Below are 24,676 nucleotides of genomic sequence, written 5' to 3' on the forward strand. Positions count from 1 at the left end.
AGCCGCAGGTCAGGACGGGATCACCCGAGGATGCGGAGGCGGGGCCCCGGCGACACACTGGTACGTGGCGTGCTCTGATCAGGGGGCGGACGAGGAGGATCCGCGTGGGCTTCGACCAGCTTCCGCTGAAGTCGCTCTTCTCCGGTGCCGAGGACGCCCTTGTGTCGATGCTGGCCGACGCGCCCGACGAGGCCGTCGAGCAGGCTCACGAGTACCGGATCCTCCGCAACATCCTGGACGGCACCTCGGCCGCGGTCGCGATCCTCGACGAACGGCTGCGGTTCCGGTACGTCAACGACGCAATGGCCCGTATGAGCGGCGTGCGGCCCGACGAGTTCCACGGCCGGACCATGGCCGAGGTACTGCCTGACGTCCACCGCTCGGAGGACGTGCTGCGTATGGTCCTGGGTGACGGCCACTCCAGGGCGCTGACCGTCACCGGCACCACGCGCGCGCCGTCACCGTTCCGGCAGCGGCAGTGGAGTGCGGTCTACCACCGGCTGGAGGACCACGACCGCGTGCTCGGCCTGTGCGGGGTCGCGGTGGAGGTCAGCGGTCTGCGCCAGTACATGGACGACCTGGAACGGGCTCACCAGCGGCTTGCCCTGTTGGACACCGCCACCACCCGGGTGGGTACGACCCTCCACGTCGAGAAGACCTGTGCCGAGCTGGCCGAGTTCGTCGTGCCGAGCCTGGCCGACCGGGCTTCGGTGTGGACGCTGGACACGGACGGGGTCGTCGACGACGTGCCCCCGCCCCCACCCGGTGTCCTCCGGCTGCGCGTCACCGCCTCGGCGGGCGGCCCGGACATCCTCGGCCGCGTCGGCCTCATCGCGAACGCGGGGTACTACTTCGACGTTCCGCGCGACGCGCCGGCCCGCAACTGTCTGGACACGGGCCGCCCCTGGGTGGCGAACCTCGCCTCGGACGATGTTCTCCTCAAGATGGTGCGCACCCCGTTCAACCTGGAAGTCTTCCGGGAAGTGGGCATTCACTCCGTCCTCATGGTCCCCCTGCCCACGCGGGAGCACTCCGTCGGCGTCGTCTACCTCTGCCGAGCCGGCCACTCCGGCCCCTTCACCGACGAGGACGTGGTGGTGGCCCAGGAACTGGCAGCCCGGGCCGCCGTCGCCATCGACAACGCCCGCCAGTACACCCTCGAACACTCGATGGCGCTGGAACTGCAACGTGCCCTGCTGTCCGAGCCGGGCGGCCCGCACCCCGACATCGAGACGGCCTCCCGCTACCTCCCGGCAGGGCAGTGTGCCCTCGTCGGCGGGGACTGGTTCGACTCGATGGCCCTGCCCTGCGGCCGCACCCTCCAGGTGATGGGCGACGTCATGGGCCACGGTTTCACCGCCGCCGTCGCCATGAGCCAGTACCGCTCCCTGCTGCGCAGCATCGCCGCCACCGGCGCCCCCGTCGAACGGATCCTCCAGGAGGCCGACCACCGGCTGGCGAGCATCGGCCTGGACCGGGTGGCCACCTGTCTGCTCGCCCTCGTCGACCCCGGCCAGGGCACCTGCACCTTCGCCGGCGCCGGGCACCCGCCGCCCGTGCTGCTGCACCCGGGCGCCCAGGCCGAACTCGTGCACGTCCCCACCGGACCGCCCCTCGGCACCGACCTCGGCGGATACGAGGCACTGACCCTCCCCGTGCGGCCCGGAACCGTACTGCTCATGTACACCGACGGCCTGATCGAGGACCGCCGCAGGGACATCGACGCCTCGCTGCGGCGTCTGACGCATCTGAGCCTCGACCTCGACGGTCCCCTGGAGAGCGTCGTCGACGCCCTCCTCGCACGCCTCGTGCACGGCACCACCGAGGACGACGTCACCCTGCTCGCCACCCGCCTGCGCGCCCCGTGAAGCCCGAACGCTCCGCATGCGCGGCCCACGCCCTGCGCCTACCGTGGCGAGCATGGGTGACGCGGTGGAACTGGAGGCGGGCGGCCGGACCGTACGGCTGTCCAGCCCGGACAAGATGTTCTTCCCGGAGCGTGGCTTCACCAAGCTGGACCTCGCCCGCTATTACATCGCCGTCGGCCCCGGCATCCTGCGCGCCCTGCGCGACCGGCCGACGACCCTGGAGCGCTACCCCGAGGGTGTGAACGGCGAGAACTTCTTCCAGAAGCGGGCGCCCAAGAACATGCCCGACTGGATCCCGACCGCGCACATCACCTTCCCCAGCGGCCGCAGCGCCGACGAGATGTGCCCCACCGAGGCCGGAGCGGTGGTGTGGGCCGCCCAGTTCGGGACCCTCACCTTCCACCCCTGGCCAGTACGCCGCGACGACGTCGACCACCCGGACGAACTCCGCATCGACCTCGACCCGCAGCCCGGCACCGACTACGACGACGCCGCCCGCGCCGCCCATGAACTGAGGGCGGTGCTGGGCGAGTTCGGCGGACTGCGCGGTTTCCCCAAGACCTCGGGCGGCCGGGGCCTGCACGTCTTCGTGCCCATCGAACCGCGCTGGACCTTCACCCAGGTCCGGCGCGCCGCCATCGCCGTCGGCAGGGAGCTGGAGCGACGCATGCCGGACCAGGTGACCATCAAGTGGTGGAAGGAGGAGCGGGGCAGACGCATCTTCGTCGACTACAACCAGACGGCACGCGACCGCACGATCGCCTCCGCCTATTCGGTACGGCCTCGCCCGCACGCCCCCGTCTCCGCGCCCCTGAGCTGGGACGAGGTGGGGGTCGCGCACCCCCAGGACTTCGACCTCGCGACCATGCCCGCGCGCTTCGCCGAACTCGGCGACGTGCACGCGGACATGGACGACCATCGCTACTCCCTGGAGTCCCTGCTCGACCTCGCCCGCCGTGACGAGCACGACCATGGGCTGGGGGACCTGCCGTACCCGCCCGAGTATCCGAAGATGCCGGGAGAACCCAGACGGGTACAGCCGAGCAGGGCCCGCAAGGAGAAACCTCCTACAGCTCCTTGACGCCTACAGTTCCTTGATCCGGATGTCCCGGTAGGACACCACATCCGTCGTGCCGTGCACCTGGAGCCCGAGGTAGCCGGAGGCGAACCGCCGTCCGTCTGTGCCCGGGTCGTCCGAGCGGGGCGGGGTGAACGCCTGGCCGCCGGTGTTGTCGAACTCGTTGATCAGCACACCGTTGCGGTACACCGAGTAGTGCTGGTCGACCACGCGGATCTCGTAGTCGTTCCAGGTGCCCTTCTGGGTCACACCGGCGCCGGCGAGCCCCACCCGGTCGAAGCCGTAGACCGACCCCGTCTTGTACATGTCGCCGTCGGGCCGGTCGAGCACCTGCACCTCGTGCCCGTACTTGATGGCGACCCACTCCGGGCGTGACTCCTCCGCGTGGTCGTGGACCCAGGGGAAGCGCACGAACACACCGGAGTTGGCGTTGCCCGTGCCCGGTGCGTCGTCACGCCACTGGAGCTTCAGCGAGAAGTCGCCGTACTTGCGCTCAGGGAACCACAGCATGCCCATGCCGGGCGTCGTGGTGCTGGAGGTGATCGTCCCGTCGGGGTTCAGCCCGAACGAACCGCCGCCCACCTGCCGCCACTTGGCCAACGACTCCGCAGTGCCGTCGAAGAGCGCGCGATAGCCCTCGGTCTGCCCGGGCTTGCCGATGCCGGACTGGCGGGCGGCCTTCCGGACGGCGTTGTACTCGCGCTGGTCGATCACGCCCTCCTTCAGCAGCGCGTCGAGGACGGACGTCACATGCTTGAGGAACAGCGCGTGGGACGTCCACTCCTTCTCGTCCTCGATCAGCTCGCCGATCCGGCACCGGTTGTCGGTCACCCGGTTGCGCACTCCCGAGTCGACCGAGCCGACGATCACCGTCAACCGCTCGTCGTACTCCGGGCAGTCGGGCGCCGGGACCTGGCCGGAGACGACCGAGAAGGTCACGGTGCGTGCCACCGCGGTGTTGCCGGCCTTGTCCGTCGCCCGGTACGCGACCGTGTGCCCGCCCGCCCGGTCGACCACCACCGGGGCCGAGTAGACGAGATACGGCCCGCCGTCGAGCGAGTACTCGATCTTCTCGACGCCCGAGCCGTGCGCGTCGGTGGCCGTGACGGTCACCCGGGCGCTGTTGACGTACGCCCCGGCGGAGTTCTTCGTGCCCTCCACCGTCACGCCCGTCACCGGCGGCGTGGTGTCCTGCGGCGGTGCCGCGACGACCTTGAACTGCACGCTCTTCTCCGCCGCCACATTGCCCGCCTTGTCGGTGGCGCGGTAGCGGACGGTGTGCGCGCCGACCTGGTGCACCATCACCGGCGCGGTGTACGGCTGCCAGGCGCCGGAGCCGACCGCGTACTCGATCGTGTTGACCCCGGAGCCCGTGTCGGAGGCGGAGACGGTGACCGTCGCCATGTCGATGTACGCCCCGTCGGCATCGCGCTCACCGCTCACCGTCGCCGAGGTCTCCGGCGCGGTCGTGTCGTCGGACTGTGGCGCCACGACCGTGAACGCCGCGCTCTTCTCGGCGGAGACGTTCCCCGCCTTGTCGAAGGCGCGGTAGCGGACCTTGTGGGCGCCGACCTGATCGACGACGACCGGCGCGGTGTACGGCTGCCAGGCACCCGTGTCACCGATCGCGTACTCGATCCTCTCGACGCCCGAGCCGCCCTCGTCGGTGGCGTGCAGCGCCACGCTCGCCGAGCCGACGTACTCGCCCTGGGTGTTCTGCGTCCCGCTCACATGCGCCGACGCCTCGGGCGCCGTGGTGTCCTCGCCGGTGCCCTCGGTCACCACGAGGATGCCCTGCATCTGGCCGTGGCCGGGGATCGTGCAGTGGTAGAAGTACCGGCCGGGCGTGAGCGTGACCTGGGCGGTGTGCTTGCCGCCCTGGGCGTCGTTCGGGTTGGCCAGGATGTTGAGCTGGACGTCGTCGTTGAACTCGGGGTCGCTCGTCACGAACGTCAGCGTGTGCGGCATGCCCGTGGTGTTGCCGGTGGCCACACTGTTCTCGAACACGATCGTGGCCGTGCCGGCGACCGCGGTCTTCGGTGCCGAGAGGTACTTGTCGATGTCGTTGCCGGCCGTCCAGGTGAGGACCTGTTCGGCGGCCTTCGCCTTCGCCTTCGGCTGCCCGGACGCCGGCATCGCCTGCATGCCGAGCACCACGAGCAGGGCGGCCAGCAGGGCGGCCCAGATTCTTCGTTGCCGGGTCACTCGGTCCCCCTCGCCAGCTGGTCGGCGGCCGGGGTCGGCCCGCCGCCCTTGTAGGTGACCCGCCACAGGGCCGACCTGGAGTCCGAGGTGAAGAAGCCGCGGCCGTAGTCGAGGACGTACAGCGCGCCGTCCGGACCGAACTTCCAGTCCATGAGGTTCTTGATGCCGTCGTTACCGATCGGCACGATCTTCTTCAGCGACTCCGAGTGCACCGGCAGACCGCCGTCGCCCTGCGTCTTCGGGTCCATGAGCACCGCGTTGCGCGGCTGGTCGGCGTCGTAGAAGTCACCGACGAACCACTTGCCGTCCCAGTAGGCGGGCCACTTGGCCGCGCTCGTGCTGTCGGCGTCGTACCGGTAGACCGGGCCGTTCATCGCGGCCTGGCCGCCGCCCTTCAGCCAGGGCAGCCGGTACGTCGCCTCATCCGGCTTGTACGAGGGGACGCCGTTCGCGTCCCGCGGGTAGTCCGGCGCGCCGCCCTGCGGCGAGTACCAGATGTTGTTGCCGGTGACCGGCGGCAGATTGACCAGACCGTCGTTGTTCGGCGACTCGTTCTTCGGGCGGTCGCAGTCGTACCAGCCCAGTGGCTTGGACGGGTCCGGCAGACCGCGGTCCCGGTAGGGCTGCTTGTTGCCCATGCAGTACGGCCAGCCGCGGTTGCTCGCCTTGGTGATGGCGGCGAACGTGTCGTACTTGGCCGGGCCCCAGGTCGTCGAGGGCGCGCTCGCGTCCGGACCGACCCAGCCCGCGTAGAGCACGTCGGTCGACTTGTCGACGAAGATACGGGCGGGGTTCCGGACCCCCATCACGTAGATCTCGCCGCGGGTCTTGCCGCCGCCCTCGTCGGTCTCCTCGCCGGTGAAGAGATTGCCCTCGGGGAGCGTGAACGTCCCGTCCGGCTCCGGGTGGATGCGCAGGATCTTGCCGTTGAGGTTGTTGGTGTTGCCGGCCGTGCGGCGCGCGTCCGCGAAGGAGACGCCCTTGTAGTTCGGCTGCGGGTTGTTGCCCGAGTAGCCGGAACTGAACCCGCTGGAGTTGTTGTCACCGGTGGCGATGTAGAGATTGCCCTTGGAGTCCCAGGCCATCCCGCCGCCCGAGTGACAGCAACTGTGAATCTGCACCGGCCACTTCAGCAGCACCTTCTCACTGGCCAGGTCCAGCTTGTTCGTGGCCTGGTCCAGCGTGAAGCGGGAGACGCGCCGCTCCGCCATCCGTGTGTCGCGGTTGATCCCGGAGTGGGGCGTGTAGTGCAGGTACACCCAGCCGTTCTGCTCGAACTCCGGGTCCAGCTCGATGCCGAGCAGCCCCTCCTCGACCTTGATCAGCTCGTCGCCGCCGCCCTTGTTGCCGAAGACGGTGAGCGCACCCGCGAGCGTGACCTGCTTGGTCTTCGGGTCGTAGACGTGGATCTCGCCCTTGCCCTTGCCGATGCCGGGGTTGTTCCAGTCGGTGACCACCGGCTGTGAGGAGTCGGCGCCGCCCCGGCCGATGTAGAACACCCGGCCGTCGGGCGCGGTGACCAGCCCGTGCGGTTCGCCGATCTGGTCGTTCTGCCCCGGCTGGTTGGGCTTGGTCAGCCGTTCCGCCTGGTAGTTGGCGTTGACGGTCGCCTTGCAGTCGGCCTGCTCCAGCCGGGTCGTCCACATCAGCGCGCCGCGCAGATGGGCACGGAAGTCGGTCTCGTCGTACGACGACACCGTGCCGCCCATGCCCGTGTAGAAGGACCGGCCGCCGTCGTAGTCACGGCACCAGCTGACCGGGTGGTCCCAGCCGTTGCCGCCCGTCCCCGGCTGGTAGCTCGACTCCCGTACCCGGGCCACCGTATGGACGTCACCCGACGGGTTCTTCACCCAGTTCAGCCACTTGTCCGGGTGCTTCCACTGCACCGGCAGGTCCTTGGTGGCCGGGTGCCGGCGGTCGCCGACCTCGACGGTCGCGCGCTGCACGGCCGAGGGGCTCGACGCGGCCGGGCGGGCTCCCACCAGTCCCGTGAACCAGTCCGAGTACGGCTCCGCGCGCGCCGCGTCATGCAGGCCCACGAAACCGCCGCCGGCCTCCATGTACGCCTCCAGGCCCGCCTCCTGCTCCGCGTCGAGGACATCGCCCCCGCCGGTCAGGAACACGATCGCGTTGAAGCGGCCGAGCCTCGTCTCGTCGGTGAACACCGAGGCGTCGTCGGTGGCCTGCACCTTGAAGCGGCGGTTCACCGGGCCCGAGAGCCCGATCTTCTCGATCGCCTCGATCCCGGCGTTCACGACCGGGGACTCCTCCCCGGCCGCCGCGGAACCGTGGAAGATCAGCACCCGTACATTCGCGCCGCCCGGCGGCGACTTGATCGACATCGTTGTCAGCGGGGGTTCCGGAAACGGCCGTGCGTTCGCGGCCGGACCCGACAGCAGCCCGGCGGTCACGGCTCCGGCGGCCACAGAGGCCGCCCAGACACGTCTTCCCTTGCTCAACCCTCGTAAGTGCATGGGCACCTCCTCGGTCACAGCAACACCGCCAAGGAAGCTAAACCCCTTTGCCCGCCCCGCCAATACCTATGACCGGGATGGCTCCAACTTTGTCTTGAGTGTGGATAAACGGGAGCGCGGCCGGTACCGTCGCACAGGTTCATCACAGGTACGCCTCTGCAAAAGCCTTACCAGGGTGGGGAGTTCCGCATGGACAGACGCAGCTTCAACCGGCGGGTCCTGCTGGGCGGCGCGGCCGTCGCGACATCGTTGTCGGTTGCGCCGGAGGCCGTGAGCGTCGACGGACCGCCGAAGACGGCACCCGCCGGAGGCGAGGTGAAGCGCATCAAGCTGTACGCCGAGAAGCTCGCCGACGGCCAGCTGGGCTACGGCCTGGAGAAGGGCAAGGCGACCGTCCCCGGCCCGCTGATCGAGCTCAACGAGGGCGACACCCTGCACATCGAGTTCGAGAACACCATGGACGTCGCGGTGAGCCTGCACGTCCACGGCCTGGACTACGAGATCACCAGCGACGGCACGAAGATGAACCGCAGCCACGTCGACCCGGGCGGCACCCGCACCTACACCTGGCGCACCCACGCCCCGGGCCGCCGCAAGGACGGCACCTGGCGGGCGGGCAGCGCGGGTTACTGGCACTACCACGACCATGTGGTCGGCACCGAACACGGCACGGTGGGGCTGCAGAAGGGCCTGTACGGCCCGGTGATCGTCCGACGCAAGGGCGACGTCCTGCCGGACCGGACGCACACAGTCGTCTTCAACGACATGCGCATCAACAACAGGCCGCCGCACTCCGGGCCCGACTTCGAGGCCACGGTGGGCGATCGCGTCGAGTTCGCCGTGATCACGCACGGCGAGTTCTACCACACGTTCCATATGCACGGTCACCGCTGGGCGGACAACCGCACCGGCATGCTGACCGGCCCCGACGATCCCAGCCAGGTCATCGACAACAAGATCACGGGCCCGGCCGACTCGTTCGGCTTCCAGGTGATCGCGGGGGAGGGGGTCGGTGCCGGGGCGTGGATGTACCACTGCCATGTGCAGAGCCACTCCGACATGGGGATGGTGGGGCTGTTCCTCGTGAAGAAGCCGGACGGGACGATCCCCGGCTACGAGCCGCACGAGCACGGGCGGCACGGAGAAGAGCAGCAGGGCCACGAGCACTGAGGTCGCGCCCGAGAGCGCTCTCACCGGGCCGCCGCACCGGGGCTATCCTGATCCGCAACCGCAGATGAGGAGCCCCGAAGTGACCGACACCGCGCCGCGTCCCACTCTCGAGGCGGTGGCCGCCCGGGCCGGTGTCTCGCGGGCCACCGTCTCGCGCGTGGTCAACGGCGGGGACGGGGTGCGGGACGTTCTCGTGGAACGGGTCCGAAAGGCTGTCGACGAACTCGGGTACGTGCCCAACCAGGCCGCCCGCTCCCTGGTGACCCGGCGGCACGACGCGATCGCGGTCGTCGTCGCCGAACCCGAGACCCGGGTCTTCGCCGACCCGTTCTTCGCACTCCAGCTGCGCGGCATCAGCAAGGAACTGACGGCCCACGACAACCAGCTCGTCCTGCTGCTCACGGAGGGCCGGGACGATCACGCCCGGGTCGGCCGGTACCTCGCCGGCGGCCATGTCGACGGGGCCCTCGTCTTCTCCCTGCACCTCGACGACCCGCTGCCGGAGCTGATCCAGCGGGCGGGCATTCCCACCGTCTTCGGCGGCCGGCCGGGCTGGAGCGGCGACCGGCAGGGCGTGGTGTACGTCGACAGCGACAACCGGGGCGGTGCCCGCGACGCCGTCCGCCACCTGGCCGGCCTCGGCCGCACTCGGATCGCGCACATCACCGGCGCACTCGACCAGACCTCCGCGGCGGACCGCCTCGACGGCTACCGGGACGTCATGGGGGACGCCGACCCGCGGCTGATCGCCGAGGCCGACTTCACCCCGGCCGGGGGCGAGCGCGCGATGCGCGAGCTCCTCGACCGCTGCCCGGGCGTGGACGCGGTGTTCGCGGCCAACGACCTCACGGCCTCCGGTGCCCTGCGCGTCCTGCGCGAGTCCGGCCGCCGCGTCCCCGACGACATCGCCGTGATCGGCTTCGACGACATGCTGCCCGTCGCGGAACAGACCGACCCGCCCCTCACGACGGTCCGTCAGGACATCGAGGAGATGGGCCGCCTGATGGCCCGCCTGCTGCTGCGCGAGCTTGACCGCGGCACCGCGCCCAGGGGCTCGGGCGAGGCCGTCGACGACGCGCCTTCCAGCGTGGTCCTGCCGACGACATTGGTCCGGCGCGCGTCCGCGTAGCCGGCGGACGCCGGGCGAGGCCGCACCGAGCCGGCCTCAGGCCTGCGGCTCGCTGCGGATCACCGCGAAGCGTGCCCCGTACGGGTCCGCGAGTTTGGCGAGGCGGCCGACGCCCGGCAGGTCCGTGGCGTGCGTGCGGATCGTCCCGCCCCGCTCCTCGGCCCGGGCGACGATGGTGTCCGGGTCGGTGACCTCGAAGTACGGCAGCCAGTACGCCTCCTCCTCGACCGGGTCGTCGGCCAGCGCCACGACGCCGCCGAACATGGCGTCCTCGGGTTCCCCGGCGGGGACGAAGGTGGTGTACGTGCCGCCGGGGAACTCGACGCCGACGGTCTCCAGACCGAGCACGGAGTGGTAGAAGGCGGCCGCGGCGGGGACGTCCGCCGTGTACAGCTCCACCCAGCACAGCGAGCCGTGCTCCTGGACGACGTCCAGGCCCTTGTTGCGCCCCGGCTGCCACAGGCCGAACGACACCCCCGCCCGGTCGGCGAGGACCGCCATGCGGCCCAGGTCCAGCACGTCCATGGGCTGCATCGGCACCGAGCCGCGCGCCTGCTCCGCAGCCTTCGCCGCGGCATCCGCGTCCGGGACCTGGAAGTACACCGTCCAGGAGGGCGGGCCCTGCTCCGGTGTGGTCTGCATACCGCCGGCGGCGGTTCTGCCGCCGAGCTGGAAGAGGCCGTACCCCCCGACCTCGGGGTCGCCCGGCTGGAACCGCCAGCCGAACAGGTCCGCGTAGAAGGCGGCGGCGCCGTCGATGTCGGATGTGCCGACATCGATCCAGTTCGGAGCGCCGGTGACATACCGGGTGGTGAGCATGGCCGCCCTCCTCGCACAGGGTCCCGTCGTCTCTCTGCCGAGTCTCGCACCGCCCACGGACAAGCGCCGCCGGAGCACCTCCGGGGCGTGGTGCGCGACGTTCCAGCGCGCCGCCGTGCGTCGGCTCGTCGAAGAGGTGATGATCGGAGTGGCCGGGGCCATGAACGCGGTGTTGATCCCGCGTTGATCGAACGTTTTTCGCCGACCGCGACGCTTCTGGCCATGCACATCGACACCATCACCTCGCCCGAACTCGCCTGGCAGCAGGAAGCGTTGTGTGCGCAGACCGGGGCGGACTTCTTCTTCCCCGAACCGGGCAGCTCGGTGCGGGAGGCGAAGCGGATCTGCGGCCTGTGCCCGATCCGTACGGAGTGCCTCGAGTACGCGCTGGACAACGACGAGCGTTTCGGCGTCTGGGGCGGCATGTCGGAGAAGGAACGGCTGGAGCTGCGGCGCAGGTCGAGCTAGGTCGTGCCGCACGCGAGAGCCCCCAGGCAGGACATCCTGCCAGGGGGCTGAGCGTGTGGCTGTGGCTGCCGGGTCAGGCGCCGGCCGCCCGGGCCGTCATGCGTGCCTTGCGCGCGGCCAGCTTCTCGTCGAACTTCGACGCCTCGGAGTCCAGACCGCCCATGAACAGGCCGAGTTCCTCCTGCGCCTTGCGGCCCTCGGGGCCCAGGCCGTCGATCTCCATGATCTTCAGGAAGCGCAGCACGGGCTGGAGCACGTCGTCGTGGTGGATGCGCATGTTGTAGACCTCGCCGATCGCCATCTGCGCGGCGGCCCGCTCGAAGCCGGGGATGCCGTGACCGGGCATCCGGAAGTTCACGACCACGTCCCGCACCGCCTGCATCGTCAGGTCGGGCGCGAGCTGGAACGCCGACTTGAGCAGGTTGCGGTAGAAGACCATGTGCAGGTTCTCGTCGGTCGCGATGCGGGCCAGCATCCGGTCGCAGACCGGGTCACCGGACTGGTGGCCGGTGTTGCGGTGCGAGATGCGGGTGGCCAGCTCCTGGAAGGCGACGTAGGCGATCGAGTGCAGCATCGAGTGGCGGTTGTCCGACTCGAAGCCCTCGCTCATGTGGGACATGCGGAACTGCTCCAGCTTGTCCGGGTCCACGGCGCGCGAGGTGAGCAGGTAGTCCCGCATCACGATGCCGTGCCGGCCCTCCTCCGCCGTCCAGCGGTGCACCCAGGTGCCCCAGGCGCCGTCACGGCCGAAGAGCGAGGCGATCTCGTGGTGGTAGCTGGGGAGGTTGTCCTCGGTCAGGAGATTGACGATCAGTGCGATGCGGCCGATCTCGGTGACCTTGGACTGCTCCTTCTCCCAGGCCTCGCCGTCTTCGAAGATGCCGGGGAAGTTGCGCCCGTCGCTCCACGGCACATACTCGTGAGGCATCCAGTCCTTGGCGACCTGCAGATGCCGGTTGAGTTCCTTCTCGACCACTTCCTCCAGTGCGTACAGCAGCTGGGCGTCGGTCCAGGCGCCGGCGGGGCTGCCGAGGTGGGGAGTGGTGATCGTCATGGACTCTCCAGGGGACATGCGTACGAGCGGTGAGCGGTAACTTACGGAATCGTAGGCTACGTTTCCGTAGGTTACGATGCCGTAGGTTAAGAGTGCTGTAAAGGCCGCTGATCAGCGGGTCGCTCGTAGGCCCGGCGCCGTCCCCGGACCCGCAGGTCGAGGACCGGAAGAGTGAGGCGCGGCCCCGTCAGGCGTACAGCTCCCGCAGCCGCACCGAGAGGCAAGTCACACATCCCTCCAGCTTCTCGAACTCGCTGATGTCCACGACGACCGGTTCGTACCCGAGGTCAGCGAACAGCTCCGCGGTCTTCGGTGCGCTCGCCGCCATCAGGAGTTTGTCACCGCCGAGCAGGACCACGTGCGCGCCGACCTCCTCGGGCACCGGCAGGAAGCGCGCGAACAGCGACGGCGTGTCCATCTTCGGGATGTGCCCGACGACCGTCCCGTCCGGCAGCGCCGTGACCGCCGACTTCAGGTGCAGCACCTTGCTCACCGGTGCGGACACGACCCGCGCGCCCAGCGGCTCGAACGCGGCGCGCAGCTGCTGGACACCGGCGGCGTTGGTGCGCCCGCCCCGGCCCACGTAAACGGTGTCGCCGATCTTCAGTACGTCACCGCCCTCCAGGGTGCCCGGCTCCCAGATCCAGTTCACCGAGCAGCCCAGACCGGCCACGGCCTCCTCGACCCCGGCGGTCTCCGCACGCCGCGACTCGGCACCCGGGCGCGCGATCAGCGCCACGTTCCGGTACATCACGACCGTGTCCTCGACGAACACCGAGTCCGGGCAGTCGTCGGCCGGATCCACCTCGATGGTGTCCCAGCCGTGCGCGCGCAGGGCCGTCACGTACGCCTCCCACTGCTCGACCGCGAGGTCGGCGTCGACCCCCTCCCGCTCGATGTGCGTCACCAGCCCCTCGGCAAGACGCGGGCTGGGGCGGCGGACGAGGGCCTTCTTGCTGGGCACGAGCGTGACTCCGTATCGGATGGGACGTGTCTGGACGGCACCGACGGGGCCTCCGGGTTCGACCGGAACGCGTCGGGCGTCAGCCGACCATGATGCAGGGCGATCCGGCGGGAGGACACCCCCGGGGGAGAGGCGGAGGGGCAGAGGGACGGGGTGGCCGACGCCGTGGTGGGCAGCGGGGCAGCGCCGCCTCCCGCCCCGGCTGACAGCCGGCCCGGCCCGGCGCCTCAGCGGGGTGGCGGGCCGGGTGCCGAATCCCGGCCCGGTCCGCTGCCGACGCGGGCGGCTGTGAGGTGTCCGGGAGAGCGCTGATCCCAGGCCGGTCTGCTGCCCACGTGGCCTGCGCCCCGGCGGCCGGGCTCTGCCGCTGTCCGGCCGTCCACCCTTGCGGGGGCCGGGCTCTGCCGCGTGTCCGGCCGTCCACCCTCCACGGCGACCGGACTCAGCCGCAGCCCCACCGTCAACCCGCCGCCGCCCCCGGACTCACCCCAGCGGCTTGGCGCCCCCCGGGGCGCTTCGCTGTGCCGGTGTCGTCCCGCCCTCGGCCCGCTCCGGCCCGTCGGGACGCAGGCACTCGATCAGGTAGTCGCCCGTGTCGGGGTCGCGGGTGACTCCGTGGGTTTCGCTGCCGAACCCGGGGAAGCGGCGGTCGAAGGACTCCAGGGCGCGGAGGTAGCGCAGGAGGGGACCGTCCGGGGCGCCCACGCTCTCGCCCGGCATGAGTACGGGGATGCCGGGCGGCGTGACGGTGACCATCGCGGCGGCGACGCGTCCGGGCGCGTCGGCCAGCCTGATCCGTTCCGTCCCGCCGCGGATCAGGCGCTGGTAGCACAGCTGGGGCGGGGCGACGGGCTCCGGGAGCTGCTGGAAGGCGGTGTCGAGGAGCTCGACCAGGCGGACCTCGCGCAGATGGTCGTGCATCTCCTGGCAGAGTTCGCGCAGCGTCCGCCCGGTGTAGCGCCGCGGATGCTCGGCGACCAGCGCGGGCAGCACACGCTCGAGCGGGGCATCACCGTCGTAGAGGTCCTTGAAGTCCATCAGGGCGTCGAGCAGCGTGCCCCACTTGCCCTTGGTGATGCCCATGGAGAACAGCACGAGCGTGGTGTAGCTGTCGGTCTTCTCCACGACGATCCCGCGCGTGCCCAGGTACGCGGTGAGCACCCGGGCGGGGATGCCCCAGTCCGCCATGTCGCCGGTCGCGCCGATCCCGGGGCAGGTCAGGGTGACCTTGATCGGGTCGAGCATGCAGTAGCCGTCGGTCAGCCCGGGGAAGCCGTGCCAGTCCGCGCCGGGCTCCAGGTGCCAGCAGGACGGCTCGGTCCGCAGCAGGTCCGCCGGGGCCTCGTCGAAGGGCAGGCGTGTGCCGCTCTCCGGATCGGTGACCGCACTGGGCTGCCAGACCCCGAAGAACCAGGGCGGCCGGTCCCCGGCGGCCTCGATCCGCCGTCCGAGGCGCACCAACTCCTGACGGAACCGGACCGCCTCGGTCACCGCCTCGTCGATCAGCCACTGCCCCTGCGGACCGTCCATCATCGCCGTGGCCACGTCCAGCGAGGCGATCATCGGGTACAGCGGCGAGGTGGTGCCGTGCATCATCAAAGCCTCGTTGAACCGGTCGTGCTCCACCGGCGCCCGGGGCGCGGGCCTGACGTGCACCATGGCGCTCTGCGACAGCGCCGCCAGCAGCTTGTGGGTCGACTGCGTCGAGAAGACCGTCGGACGGTCGGGTCCGGGGAAGGCCTCCTCGTCCACCGACATGCCGTAGCGCCCCGCGTAGAGGGGGTGGAAGCGGGCGTAGGCGAACCACGCCTCGTCGAAGTGCAGCCGGGGCGTGCCGGCGGCGAAGGCCCGGGCCGCCGCCACCGCGTCGTAACACAGGCCGTCGTACGTGGAGTTGGTGAACACCGCGTACTGAGCACGCGACGACACCGCATCCGCCGTCAGAGGGCTCGCGGCGATCCGCGCCGCCACCGAGTCCGCCGCGATCTCGGCCGGGGGCAGCGGCCCCGCGAGACCGTAGCCGTTGCGGGTGGGGACCAGGTACACCGGCCGGGCGCCGGAGACGACCAGGCCGTGCAGGACGGACTTGTGGCAGTTGCGGTCCACCAGGGCGATCTCGTCGCGGGTCACGCTGAAGTGGCCGACCAGACGGTTGCAGGTGGAGTCGCCGTGCAGCACGAAGTACGTGTGCTCGGAGCCGAAGACCCGTGCCGCGTTGCGCTCCGCCTCGCCGATCGGCCCGGTGTGCTCGAACAGCGAGCCGAGCTCCTCGACCGAGATCGACAGGTCGCTGCGCAGCAGCCGCTCCCCGAAGTAGTCGTGGAACGCCCGGCCCACGGGCGACTTCAGGAAGGCGACCCCGCCGGAGTGCGCGGGAGTGTGCCATGAGTACTCGTGCGCGTCGTCGAAGCGGCGCAGCGCCTTGAAGAACGGCGGAAGCAGGGCGTCCTGGTAGGCGCGCGCGGCCGTGGTGATCCGCCCCGCGATGAACGCCGGCGTGTCCTCCAGCGGCCACACGTAGCCCACCACCGACTGCGACACCCACAGAGGCAGGTCACGCAGCTCCTCGCCCGCCATCACCAGGAACACCGGCAGGTTCTGGAACCGGCGTCCGATCCGGCGCAGCACCGCCGCACCTCCGGGTTCTCCTTCGGCCCCCGGCCCGGGCGGCAGATCCCAGGCGACCAGCGCGGCGCCGAGCCCCGCCTCGGTCCTGAGTACCGCCTCGGCATCGGCGACGCCCACCACCCACCGGGCCTGTAAGCCGCGCGCCCGGATCGCCTCGGCGATCCTCGCCAACTGCCCGGCGGCGGCGCCCCCCTCCTCCGGATGTTCCGCAACCGCGACCAAGACCGTGCTGTCGGCCATGTGGCTCCCCTCCCAGGTGGCCCGCGCCACCCCAGGACCCAGTCTTCGCGGGCCTGCACGCGTGATCGGCCGCCGGAGGACCAAACCACCCCATCGATCCAATGCGCGGACCGCACCTTGACGTGTCAACGCCCGGGAACGACCTCCGGAGGCAGGCCCGCCGAGGCCCGCACCGCCCGCCGCAGGTGTTCCCCGGTGAACGAACCCTCCGCCTCCAGGAGCTGCCGCGGCGTGCCCTCGAAGAGGATCTCGCCGCCGTCCCGGCCGCCGTCCGGGCCGAGGTCGATCACCCAGTCGGCACGGGCGACCACGTCCAGGTTGTGCTCGACGACGATGACCGTGTTGCCCGTGTCGACCAGCCGGTCCAGCAGGGCGACGAGTCCCGCCACGTCCGCCATGTGCAGGCCGGTCGTCGGTTCGTCGAGCACGTAGACCGCGCCCGTCCGGTGCAGCCGCGTGGCCAGCTTGATGCGCTGCCGCTCGCCTCCGGAGAGCGTGGAGAGGGGCTGGCCGAGCGTCAGATACGTCAGTCCGACGTCCCGCAGGGCGCGCAGCCGGCGCCGTACGCCCGTGTCGTCGAAGAAGCCCAGCGCCTGCTCGGCCGTCATCTCCAGGACGTCGGCGATGGAGCCGCCCCGCACGGTGAGCCGCAGTACCTCGTCCCTGAAGCGCCGTCCTTCGCAGTCGTGGCAGGTCGTCGTCACCGGGTCCATGAAGGCGAGGTCGGTGTAGAGGATGCCCCGGCCCTCGCAGGTTCCGCAGGCCCCGCTCGAGTTGAAGCTGAAGAAGCCCGCCTCGGCCCCCGTCTCCCGGGCGAAGATCTTCCGTACCGTGTCCATGATCCCCAGATAGGTCGCCGGAGTGGACCGGCCCGAGATCCCGATCGACGACTGGTCGACGACCACGGCCTCGTCGTGGGCGGCGGTGAACTCCGCGACCAGGGTGCTCTTTCCCGACCCGGCGACCCCGGTCACCGCCGTGAGCACACCGGCCGGGAACCGTACGGTGACGTCCCGCAGATTGTGCCGGTCGGCGCCCTTGACCCACAGTTCCCCGGCGGGTCCGCGCACCTCGTCCTTGACCGTCGTACGGGTGCGCAGACAGCGGCCGGTGAGGGTGCCGGACGCGGCCAGCTCGTTGGGGGTGCCCTCGAACACCACCTGTCCGCCCCCGGTGCCCGCCCCCGGCCCCATGTCCACCACGTGGTCGGCCAGCGCGATCACGTCCGGGTCGTGCTCGACGACCAGTACGGTGTTGCCCTTGTCGCGCAGCCGCAGCAGCAGATCGCCGAGGCGGCCCACATCGCGCGGGTGCAGGCCGACGCTCGGCTCGTCGAAGATGTACGTCATGCCGGTCAGGCTGGAGCCGAGGTGCCGCACCGTCTTCAGTCGCTGCCCCTCCCCGCCGCTGAGCGTGGCTGTCTCCCGGTCGAGACTGAGGTAGCCGAGCCCGATCGTCTCGATCCGCTCCAGCGCGGCCACCGCCGCCCCCGCAACCACTCCGGCCACCGGGTCGTCGATCTCCTTCAACACGGTGATGAGGTCGGTGATCTGCATCCGGGCGCAGTCGGCGATCGACCGTCCGTCGATCCGGGTCGCGAGCGCCGCCGCGTTGAGCCGGGCTCCCCGGCAGGCGGGGCAGGTCCCCTCCACCAGGAACTCCCGGACCAGGTCGCGGGTCTTCTGGCTCATGGCCGACAGGTCCCGCTTGAGGTACAGCCGCTCGAAGCGGTCGGCCAGCCCCTCGTACTCGGTGGTCCAGGTGCCGCCGGCGCCGTTGACGGTGACCTTGCTGCCGGGCCGCCCGCGCATCAAGAACTCCCGCTCGGCGGCCGTGAACCGACCCACCGGCTTGCCGGGGTCCAGGTCGGCGCTGTTCGTGTACGTCTGCCCCTGCCAGGTCCCGGCGGCGAACGGCGGGAAGCGGACCGCCCCGTCGGCGAGGGAACGGCCCGGGTCCACGATGCGGTCCCAGTCGGGCCGGACCGTACGGCCGAGGCCGTCGCAGCCGGGGCACATGCCCGACGGGTCGTTGAACGAGTACGCCGTGGCCGGGCCGGCGCTCGGGGTGCCGTGCCGGGAGAACAGCACCCGGATCACCGACCAGACGTCCGTCATGGTGCCGACCGTCGACCGGGAGTGGCCGCCGACCGGCCGCTGGTCGACGACGATCGCGGGGGAGAGGTCCTCCAGGCCGTCCGCGTGCGGCCGCTCGTACTTCGGCAGCCGGTTGCGGACGAACCACGGATACGTCTCGTTCAGCTGGCGCTGCGACTCCACCGCGATCGTGTCGAACACGACGGACGACTTCCCCGACCCCGAAACGCCGGTGAACACGGTCAGCCGGCCTTTCGGGATGCGGAGGGTGACGTCCTTGAGGTTGTTCTCGCGTGCTCCGGTCAGGGTGATGACATCGTGCGTCAAGTCGGTCATGCCGCCGACGCTAGGCGGAATACCCGACAGCCTCTGGCGTGATTTCCTTCAGTTCTCCGTCCTCCAGCAGCAGCCAGCGCGTGATGTCGATCGACTCCAGGAACGGCAGGTCGTGGCTGGCCACGATCAGCGCCCCCTCGTAGGAGTCCAGGGCCGTGGTCAGCTGCCGCGCGCTCGCCATGTCGAGGTTGTTGGTCGGCTCGTCGAGCATGAGCAGCTGCGGCGCGGGCTCCGCCAGCATCAGCGCGGCCAGCGCGGCCCGGAAGCGTTCGCCGCCGGACAGCGTCGCCGCCTGCTGGTCGGCCCGGGCGCCCCGGAACAGGAAGCGGGCCAGCCGCGCCCGGATCCGGTTGTTGGTGGCGTCCGGCGCGAACCGGGCCACGTTCTCCGCGACGGTCAGCTCCCCGTCGAGAACGTCGAGCCGCTGCGGCAGGAACCGCAGCGGGACATGCGTCCGTACGTCGCCCGACTCCGGATCCAGCTCGCCGGTGATCGTGCGCAGCAGCGTGGTCTTGCCCGAGCCGTTGCGCCCGATCAGCGCGACCCGCTCGGGGCCGCGCAGCTCGAAGCCGCCCTCCACACGGGCGCCGTAGCGGAGCCCGAGATCCTGGAGGGTGAGGACCGTACGGCCCGGCGGAACGGCCGTGTACGGCAGGTCGACGCGGATCTCGTCGTCGTCCCGTACGGCCTCCACCGCCTCGTCGAGCCGCTCCCTGGCCTCGGCGAGCTTCTCCTCGTGCATGATGCGGTGCTTGCCCGCGGACTCCTGCGCCGCGCGCTTGCGCGCCCCCATGACGATCTTCGGCTCGCGCTTCTGCTCGAACATCTTCTGCCCGTACCGCTTGCGGCGAGCCAGCTTCACCTGGGCGTCGGCCAGTTCGCGCTTCTGCTTGCGGAAGTCGGACTCGGCCACACGCACCATGCGCTCGGCCGCCTCCTGCTCCACCGCGAGGGCCTCCTCGTAGTCGGAGAAGTTGCCGCCGTACCACGTGATCTCGCCGGAGCGCAGATCCGCGATCTGGTCGACGAGGTCCAGGAGTTCACGGTCGTGGCTGACCACGACCATCACGCCCGGCCAGGACTGGACGGCCGCGTACAGCCGCCTGCGCGCGTACAGGTCGAGGTTGTTGGTCGGCTCGTCCAGCAGCAGCACATCGGGCCGGCGCAGCAGCAGCGCGGCCAGCCGCAGCAGAACCGACTCGCCGCCCGAGACCTCGCCGATGGTGCGGTCCAAATCGACGTGCCCGAGCCCGAGTTCGCCCAGGGTGGCCAGGGCGCGCTCCTCCACGTCCCAGTCGTCTCCGACGGTCTCGAAGTGTGTCTCGGCCACGTCGCCCGCCTCGATTGCGTGCAGTGCGGCCCGCTGTGCGGCGATGCCGAGTGCCTGGTCGACGCGCAGGGTGGTGTCGAGCGTGACGTTCTGCGGGAGGTAGCCGACCTCTCCGGCCACGCGGACGGCGCCGTCGGCCGGTGCGAGCTCACCGGCGATCAGCTTCAGCAGGGTGGACTTTCCCGACCCGTTGACACCGACCAGACCGGTGCGGCCCGGGCCGAACGCGACGTCCATGCCCTCGAAGACGGGGGAGCCGTCGGGCCAGGTGAAGGAGAGGGACGTGACGGTGATGGAAGTAGGCATGCGGGCCTCTTTCGCGGTTGCTTGATGCGGTCAGGGGCAAACGCGTATCGAGACACCTGCGACCAGGGAGGAGGGAGTCCACGGGCATGAGAAAAGCCCTGTACCGGAGGACGGCTCAGTCGCCGAGGTCGCACGCAACGCACACACTCCAGGTGTGTGACGCGGTGTCTCAGGACCTCAGACGAGCAACGTCCTTCTCCAATCGGCGGCAACAGGACGCTGAACAACCTACGAGGGGTCGTCAGGCCTGTCAACGAATTAACGTGCGGCCCGAGCACCCCGAGGAGGCCCCGTGACCGACGGCCCGCTCTCGCTTCCGGCCCGGCTCTGCCTGCTGGCCTGGGACTCCGCGCGTCCGCCGGCCGCCGGCGCCGGCCGCCTGGCCGGTCTGGTGCGGGCCGGTGCCCTCACCGAACTGGCCCAGCGCGGCCTGCTCACCGACGAGGACGGCATCGCCACGCCGGTCGACCTCGACGCGCGCGCCGGTGACGCGGTCCTCGACGGGCTGCTGGAACTGGTCCACGAGTCGTGCCCGCACTCCTGGCGGACGTGGGTGACACTGCGGGCCCGGGTGACCCTCGACGCCGTACGGGAGCAGCTCGTGGCCGGGGGGTATCTGCGGGCGGAGAAGAAGCGGGTCCTCGGCGTGTTCCCGTCCGTCGAGTACGTGCTGGAGCGCGCCGCCGCCGTGGACGCGCTGCGGGACGAGACACGGCGGGTCCTCCAGGGCCCCTGCCCGTCGCCGAGACGTCCGAGCGGGACGCGGCGCTCGTCGCCCTCGCCGCCGCGGCGGACCTGCTGCCCGGGAAGGACGTCCGTGCCCATGGGCAGCGGGCCGAGGAGCTGACCGAACGCGCCGGGGCGGTGGCGCCCGGGCTGGGGAAGATCATGCGCGAAGTGCGTGGGGCGGTGCCGGAGGAGTCGATGGCGCCCGCCCGGACCTGACCCACGTTCATGCCGGATTCCTGCCGGCCACGGCCCCCGCCCCGTACATCCCCGGGACCCCGCTGGTCCTGCCCAACGCTTGGGACGCCGTGAGCGCCCGGCTGGTCGAGGAGGCTGGGACCGACACCGTCCGAGCGGTTCTGGCCGCCCGGGGGGGCGCTGTTCGTCCGTCACGGCAGGCCCGGGCGCCCCGCCGGTCGCCGAAATGGCCGCGCTGGGAGTGGCTCGTGTCAGTGTGGGCTCGGGCCTGGCCCAGGCCGCCCACGCCCTGGTCCGCCGGGCCGCGCGGGAGCTGCTGGATACGGGGACATGCGGGCCACTCGCGGACGCTCTGGACTGCGGCGAGGTCGACGACCCGCTGCCGCGGGGACGTCAGCTCAGCACGCGTCCCGCATCAGCTCCGCCAGACCGTGGTCCAGATCCAGCTGGAGGTGCTCGAGACCGACGGGCACGAGCTCGCTCGTGGCCTCCAGGAACCGGCGCACCTCACTGGAGCGGACATGCACGACGGCGGTGCCCTCCGGAGCGTGGAACTCCAGCACGGTGCGGTCGTACCCGTACGGCCGCACCCGCACGTCGCCGTGTCCCTCGGCCTCCTTCAGGCCCGCGGCGAGCAGCTCGCGGGAGAAGGTCCAGCAGACCTCGACGCCCTCCAGCGTGGCCGGGGCGGGGAAGGTCATGCGGACGGCGAACGGATCACGCCGGTCGTAGTGGAGCGTCGCGGGAATGCTCGGCATTCGCGGCGCGGCGGCGACGAGACGGGCCTCCACGGGCTGCTCGATGACGATGGACAACGCCTTGCTCCCTTGCGACGGCTGGACGGACTTCCGGCCGGATGAGGCCGGGCATTGGAAGAGACGCCGGATTCAGCCAATCCGTGCACACGAAGTGCGAGTGACCTCCGTCACCGCGTTCATGCACCAGAGTGACGTGACTCTCCTCATGTGCCAGGGCGGGCACTTGTGGCGCCCGCCGGAACACCCGCCGCGCCTGCGAGGCCGTCTGGACGGCGCCCGGGCGGTGGGCTAGCTTCCCCGGCCATGAGGCGCTTGGGGAGCACGCGACGGACGGGACGAACACCGCGCAGGGCCACCGCCGCGGCGGCATGCGCGGCGGCACTGGCGGCCCTGACCGCCGTACCGGCGCAGGCGCACGGGCCGGAACCCCGGGTGCCGCACTGGGAGCTGAAGGACACCGGCACCCCTGACGTGCGGTTCCGCGGTCTCGCCGCCGTCAGCCGGAACACCGCCTGGGCCGCCGGGACCGGCGGCACCGTCCTGCGCACCACCGACGGCGGGGCGACCTGGCGGAACGTCTCGCCCCCGGGCGCGGCGGACTTGCAGTTCCGGGACGTCGAGGCGTTCGACGCGCGCCGGGCCGTGGTCCTGGCCATCGGCGAGGGCGAGGCGTCCCGGGTGTACCGCACCGACGACGGCGGCGCGACCTGGACGGAGTCCTTCCGCAACACCGACCCGAAGGCCTTCTACGACTGCCTCGCCTTCTTCGACCCCCGCCACGGCCTCGCGATGAGCGACCCGGTGGACGGGAGGTTCCGCATCCTGTCGACCGGTGACGGCGGCCGTACCTGGAAGGTGCTGCCGGACGCGGGCATGCCGGCCGCGCAGGAGGGCGAGGCCGGATTCGCGGCGAGCGGCCAGTGTCTGGTCACCTTCGGGCCGAAGGACGTCTGGCTCGCCACCGGCGGGGCCGCACGCGCGCGGGTGCTGCACTCCGCCGACCGAGGTCACACCTGGACGGCCACGGACACGGCCCTCCCGGCGGGCGACCCGGCCCGCGGGGTCTTCGCGCTGGCCTTCCGCGACCGCCGCCACGGCCTCGCCGTCGGCGGTGACTTCCGCCCCGACCAGCCCTCTCCGCAGGCCGCCGAGCGCACCCCCGACGGCGGCCGCACCTGGCGCCCCGCCACCACACCACCGCCCGCCTACCGCTCCGGCGTCGCCTGGCTCCCGCACAGCCGCACCGCCGCCCTCGCCGTCGGCCCCACCGGCACCGACCTCACCGCGGACGGCGGCCGCACCTGGCGGACGGTCGACACCGGTTCCTACGACACCGTCGACTGCACCCCCGACCGAGGGTGCTGGGCCGCCGGTGAGAAGGGCCGGGTTGCCCGTCTGGAGCACTGAGCAGGCGCATGGCCCTGATCGTTGGCAACGTGGGTACTCGTTCACTGGTCGTGGAAGGAAGTGAGCGGTGATGCCACGCGGTTCGAGCTCCAAACGGGAGCGTCAGTACGAGCACATCAAGGACAGTGCGCAGGACCGGGGCGAGAGCACCGGCCGCGCCAAGGAGATCGCCGCGCGGACGGTGAACAAGGAACGCGCCCGCTCCGGCGAGGCGAAGACCGCCAGCCGCACCTCCACGAAGGACATGTCCTCCGGCAAGCGCGGCGGCCGGCGGTCGGGGCAGGGCTCCCAGGGCCCCACCTACGACCAGCTGTACCAGGAGGCCAAGCGCAAGGGTGTCGAGGGCCGCTCGAACATGAACAAGAGCCAGTTGCAGCGCGCCCTGGGCAAGTGAGGCGCGCGCCCCGAGGCCGGCAGGACTCCCTGGTCCCGCCGGCCTTCGCACTGCCCGTAGGCTCGGGCCCACCATGACGACCGCACGCATCCCCGAAGACTGGCCCGCGACCGAGGAACAGGCCCGCGCCGTCCAGGACGAACTGCGCGAGCGCGTGATCCTCGACGAACCCGGACCGCCGCCCGGCACGGGCCATGTCACAGGGGTCGACGTGGCCTACGACGACGAACGCGACGTCGTCGCGGCGGCGGCGGTCGTCCTGGACGCGTCGAGTCTCGAGGTCGTCGCCCAGGCCACGGCGGTGGGCCGCGTCTCCTTCCCCTACGTGCCCGGACTGCTCGCCTTCCGAGAGATCCCCACGGTCCTGGCCGCCCTCGACGCCCTGCCGCTCCCGCCGGGCCTGGTGGTCTGCGACGGCTACGGCCTCGCCCACCCCCGCCGCTTCGGTCTCGCCAGCCACCTCGGCGTCCTGACCGGCCTCCCCACCATCGGCGTCGCCAAGAACCCGTTCACCTTCGCCTACGCCGACCCGGACACCCCGCGCGGCAGCAGCTCCGCGCTGCTCGCCGGGTCCGAGGAGGTCGGCCGCGCCCTGCGCACCCGGGACGCCGTCAAGCCGGTCTTCGTCTCGGTCGGCCACCGCGTGACGCTCGACGGTGCCTGCGCCCACACCCTCGCGCTGACCCCCGGGTACCGCCTCCCGGAAACCACCCGCAGAGCGGACGCCCTCTGCCGCGAGGCCCTGCGGGAGACCTGCCCGACCTGACCGGACACCGCCGACCCAGGAGCCGACCGGTGTGATCTGAGTACCGGCTCTGAGTACCTGCACGGATGCCCGGCCGCGGCGCCGGGCGGCAGGCTGGGGCGCATGACAACGCACCGCGCTCCCAAGCCTGTTGCCGCACCGACCCAGACGGTCGAGCGTGCCGTCACCATCGGGCTCGTGCTGGCCGTGCTGGCGGGGCTCGCCTGGATCGCCGGGATGATCTACACCATCGCCGAGTGGCCGATGTGAGGCGGAGCCCCCC

The 24,676-nt window shown here is 71.2% G+C and carries 19 protein-coding genes and 1 pseudogene; 11 read left to right on the forward strand and 9 right to left on the reverse strand.

Annotation, left to right across the window (positions count from 1 at the left end; translation table 11 throughout):
- Positions 1-104 precede the first annotated feature (104 nt).
- A complete protein-coding gene (locus tag ACQEV8_RS37270) occupies positions 105-1,868 on the forward strand; it encodes a SpoIIE family protein phosphatase (protein WP_432969687.1) in 1,764 nt (587 codons plus the stop codon).
- Positions 1,869-1,920: 52 nt separating this feature from the next.
- Positions 1,921-2,949 carry a non-homologous end-joining DNA ligase gene (gene ligD / locus ACQEV8_RS37275; RefSeq protein WP_432969690.1) on the forward strand — a complete coding sequence of 343 codons (1,029 nt, stop codon included), beginning with the start codon at positions 1,921-1,923 and terminating at the stop codon, positions 2,947-2,949.
- A 3-nt stretch (positions 2,950-2,952) separates the two neighbouring features.
- On the opposite strand, the gene ACQEV8_RS37280 is transcribed toward ligD, so the two are convergent.
- Both ACQEV8_RS37280 and ACQEV8_RS37285 read right to left on the reverse strand, forming a co-directional pair.
- Positions 2,953-5,091 (reverse strand): OmpL47-type beta-barrel domain-containing protein, encoded by a 2,139-nt coding sequence (locus ACQEV8_RS37280; protein WP_432973278.1) that lies wholly within the window; start codon positions 5,089-5,091, stop codon positions 2,953-2,955.
- Between the two features lie 56 nt (positions 5,092-5,147).
- Positions 5,148-7,625, reverse strand: a complete 2,478-nt coding sequence (locus tag ACQEV8_RS37285; protein WP_432969693.1) for a ThuA domain-containing protein — start codon at positions 7,623-7,625, stop codon at positions 5,148-5,150.
- 189 nt (positions 7,626-7,814) lie between these two features.
- Between ACQEV8_RS37285 and ACQEV8_RS37290 the strand changes: the two genes are divergently transcribed.
- Both ACQEV8_RS37290 and ACQEV8_RS37295 read left to right on the forward strand, forming a co-directional pair.
- The gene (locus tag ACQEV8_RS37290) at positions 7,815-8,795 is read left to right on the forward strand and encodes a multicopper oxidase domain-containing protein (RefSeq protein ID WP_432969696.1); all 981 of its coding nucleotides are present in this window, start codon (positions 7,815-7,817) and stop codon (positions 8,793-8,795) included.
- A gap of 79 nt (positions 8,796-8,874) precedes the next feature.
- Entirely contained in the window at positions 8,875-9,924 is a 1,050-nt protein-coding gene (locus ACQEV8_RS37295) for a LacI family DNA-binding transcriptional regulator (protein WP_432969699.1), read from the forward strand.
- Between the two features lie 36 nt (positions 9,925-9,960).
- On the opposite strand, the gene ACQEV8_RS37300 is transcribed toward ACQEV8_RS37295, so the two are convergent.
- Entirely contained in the window at positions 9,961-10,743 is a 783-nt protein-coding gene (locus tag ACQEV8_RS37300) for a VOC family protein (protein ID WP_432969702.1), read from the reverse strand.
- Here ACQEV8_RS37300 and ACQEV8_RS37305 point away from each other — a divergent pair.
- Positions 10,742-10,930, forward strand: a complete 189-nt coding sequence (locus tag ACQEV8_RS37305) for a hypothetical protein (protein ID WP_432969705.1) — start codon at positions 10,742-10,744, stop codon at positions 10,928-10,930. The genes ACQEV8_RS37300 and ACQEV8_RS37305 overlap by 2 nt on opposite strands.
- A 35-nt stretch (positions 10,931-10,965) precedes the next feature.
- Positions 10,966-11,211 (forward strand): WhiB family transcriptional regulator, encoded by a 246-nt coding sequence (locus ACQEV8_RS37310; RefSeq protein ID WP_399016725.1) that lies wholly within the window; start codon positions 10,966-10,968, stop codon positions 11,209-11,211.
- Positions 11,212-11,284: 73 nt separating this feature from the next.
- Here the strand turns inward: ACQEV8_RS37310 and ACQEV8_RS37315 are convergent, their stop codons facing one another.
- From ACQEV8_RS37315 to ACQEV8_RS37335, 5 genes are all read right to left on the reverse strand, one after another.
- Positions 11,285-12,265 carry an acyl-ACP desaturase gene (locus ACQEV8_RS37315; protein ID WP_432969708.1) on the reverse strand — a complete coding sequence of 327 codons (981 nt, stop codon included), beginning with the start codon at positions 12,263-12,265 and terminating at the stop codon, positions 11,285-11,287.
- Positions 12,266-12,452: 187 nt separating this feature from the next.
- On the reverse strand, positions 12,453-13,229 hold the full coding sequence (gene ddaH / locus ACQEV8_RS37320) for a dimethylargininase (protein WP_432969711.1): 777 nt from the start codon (positions 13,227-13,229) through the stop codon (positions 12,453-12,455).
- Positions 13,230-13,712: 483 nt separating this feature from the next.
- Positions 13,713-16,097, reverse strand: a complete 2,385-nt coding sequence (locus ACQEV8_RS37325) for an Orn/Lys/Arg decarboxylase N-terminal domain-containing protein (RefSeq protein WP_432969714.1) — start codon at positions 16,095-16,097, stop codon at positions 13,713-13,715.
- 125 nt (positions 16,098-16,222) lie between these two features.
- Complete coding sequence (locus ACQEV8_RS37330; protein WP_432969717.1) at positions 16,223-18,529, reverse strand: ATP-binding cassette domain-containing protein; 2,307 nt, start codon at positions 18,527-18,529, stop codon at positions 16,223-16,225.
- A gap of 10 nt (positions 18,530-18,539) precedes the next feature.
- Positions 18,540-20,165, reverse strand: coding sequence for an ABC-F family ATP-binding cassette domain-containing protein (locus tag ACQEV8_RS37335; protein WP_432969720.1), 1,626 nt, complete (start codon positions 20,163-20,165; stop codon positions 18,540-18,542).
- A 292-nt stretch (positions 20,166-20,457) separates the two neighbouring features.
- Between ACQEV8_RS37335 and ACQEV8_RS37340 the strand changes: the two are divergent.
- A pseudogene (locus tag ACQEV8_RS37340) lies at positions 20,458-21,110 on the forward strand (GOLPH3/VPS74 family protein).
- A 377-nt stretch (positions 21,111-21,487) separates the two neighbouring features.
- Here the strand turns inward: ACQEV8_RS37340 and ACQEV8_RS37345 are convergent.
- Positions 21,488-21,904, reverse strand: a complete 417-nt coding sequence (locus ACQEV8_RS37345; protein ID WP_184588159.1) for an SsgA family sporulation/cell division regulator — start codon at positions 21,902-21,904, stop codon at positions 21,488-21,490.
- Positions 21,905-22,150: 246 nt separating this feature from the next.
- Between ACQEV8_RS37345 and ACQEV8_RS37350 the strand changes: the two genes are divergently transcribed.
- From ACQEV8_RS37350 to mmpA, 4 genes are all read left to right on the forward strand, one after another.
- Positions 22,151-23,254, forward strand: coding sequence for a WD40/YVTN/BNR-like repeat-containing protein (locus tag ACQEV8_RS37350; protein WP_432969724.1), 1,104 nt, complete (start codon positions 22,151-22,153; stop codon positions 23,252-23,254).
- A 70-nt stretch (positions 23,255-23,324) separates the two neighbouring features.
- A complete protein-coding gene (locus tag ACQEV8_RS37355; protein ID WP_432969727.1) occupies positions 23,325-23,648 on the forward strand; it encodes a plasmid stabilization protein in 324 nt (107 codons plus the stop codon).
- A gap of 73 nt (positions 23,649-23,721) precedes the next feature.
- The gene (locus ACQEV8_RS37360) at positions 23,722-24,414 is read left to right on the forward strand and encodes an endonuclease V (RefSeq protein ID WP_432969730.1); all 693 of its coding nucleotides are present in this window, start codon (positions 23,722-23,724) and stop codon (positions 24,412-24,414) included.
- A gap of 102 nt (positions 24,415-24,516) precedes the next feature.
- On the forward strand, positions 24,517-24,663 hold the full coding sequence (gene mmpA, locus ACQEV8_RS37365) for a morphogenic membrane protein MmpA (protein WP_382588851.1): 147 nt from the start codon (positions 24,517-24,519) through the stop codon (positions 24,661-24,663).
- The last annotated feature ends 13 nt before the right edge of the window (positions 24,664-24,676 follow it).

Source organism: Streptomyces sp. CA-179760 (assembly GCF_050937045.1).
Classification (GTDB): domain Bacteria; phylum Actinomycetota; class Actinomycetes; order Streptomycetales; family Streptomycetaceae; genus Streptomyces.

What these genes read in the sequence shown, in the direction of transcription:
- ACQEV8_RS37330 (WP_432969717.1), bottom strand. Translation starts at nt 18,529, where the DNA reads ATGACCGACTTGACGCACGATGTCATCACCCTGACCGGAGCACGCGAG.
- ACQEV8_RS37305 (WP_432969705.1), top strand. Translation starts at nt 10,742, where the DNA reads ATGGCCGCCCTCCTCGCACAGGGTCCCGTCGTCTCTCTGCCGAGTCTC.
- ACQEV8_RS37280 (WP_432973278.1), bottom strand. Translation starts at nt 5,091, where the DNA reads ATGCAGGCGATGCCGGCGTCCGGGCAGCCGAAGGCGAAGGCGAAGGCC.
- ACQEV8_RS37350 (WP_432969724.1), top strand. Translation starts at nt 22,151, where the DNA reads ATGAGGCGCTTGGGGAGCACGCGACGGACGGGACGAACACCGCGCAGG.
- ACQEV8_RS37355 (WP_432969727.1), top strand. Translation starts at nt 23,325, where the DNA reads ATGCCACGCGGTTCGAGCTCCAAACGGGAGCGTCAGTACGAGCACATC.
- ACQEV8_RS37315 (WP_432969708.1), bottom strand. Translation starts at nt 12,265, where the DNA reads ATGACGATCACCACTCCCCACCTCGGCAGCCCCGCCGGCGCCTGGACC.
- ACQEV8_RS37290 (WP_432969696.1), top strand. Translation starts at nt 7,815, where the DNA reads ATGGACAGACGCAGCTTCAACCGGCGGGTCCTGCTGGGCGGCGCGGCC.
- ACQEV8_RS37335 (WP_432969720.1), bottom strand. Translation starts at nt 20,165, where the DNA reads ATGCCTACTTCCATCACCGTCACGTCCCTCTCCTTCACCTGGCCCGAC.
- ACQEV8_RS37325 (WP_432969714.1), bottom strand. Translation starts at nt 16,097, where the DNA reads ATGGCCGACAGCACGGTCTTGGTCGCGGTTGCGGAACATCCGGAGGAG.
- ACQEV8_RS37360 (WP_432969730.1), top strand. Translation starts at nt 23,722, where the DNA reads ATGACGACCGCACGCATCCCCGAAGACTGGCCCGCGACCGAGGAACAG.
- ligD (WP_432969690.1), top strand. Translation starts at nt 1,921, where the DNA reads ATGGGTGACGCGGTGGAACTGGAGGCGGGCGGCCGGACCGTACGGCTG.
- mmpA (WP_382588851.1), top strand. Translation starts at nt 24,517, where the DNA reads ATGACAACGCACCGCGCTCCCAAGCCTGTTGCCGCACCGACCCAGACG.
- ACQEV8_RS37300 (WP_432969702.1), bottom strand. Translation starts at nt 10,743, where the DNA reads ATGCTCACCACCCGGTATGTCACCGGCGCTCCGAACTGGATCGATGTC.
- ACQEV8_RS37310 (WP_399016725.1), top strand. Translation starts at nt 10,966, where the DNA reads ATGCACATCGACACCATCACCTCGCCCGAACTCGCCTGGCAGCAGGAA.
- ACQEV8_RS37285 (WP_432969693.1), bottom strand. Translation starts at nt 7,625, where the DNA reads ATGCACTTACGAGGGTTGAGCAAGGGAAGACGTGTCTGGGCGGCCTCT.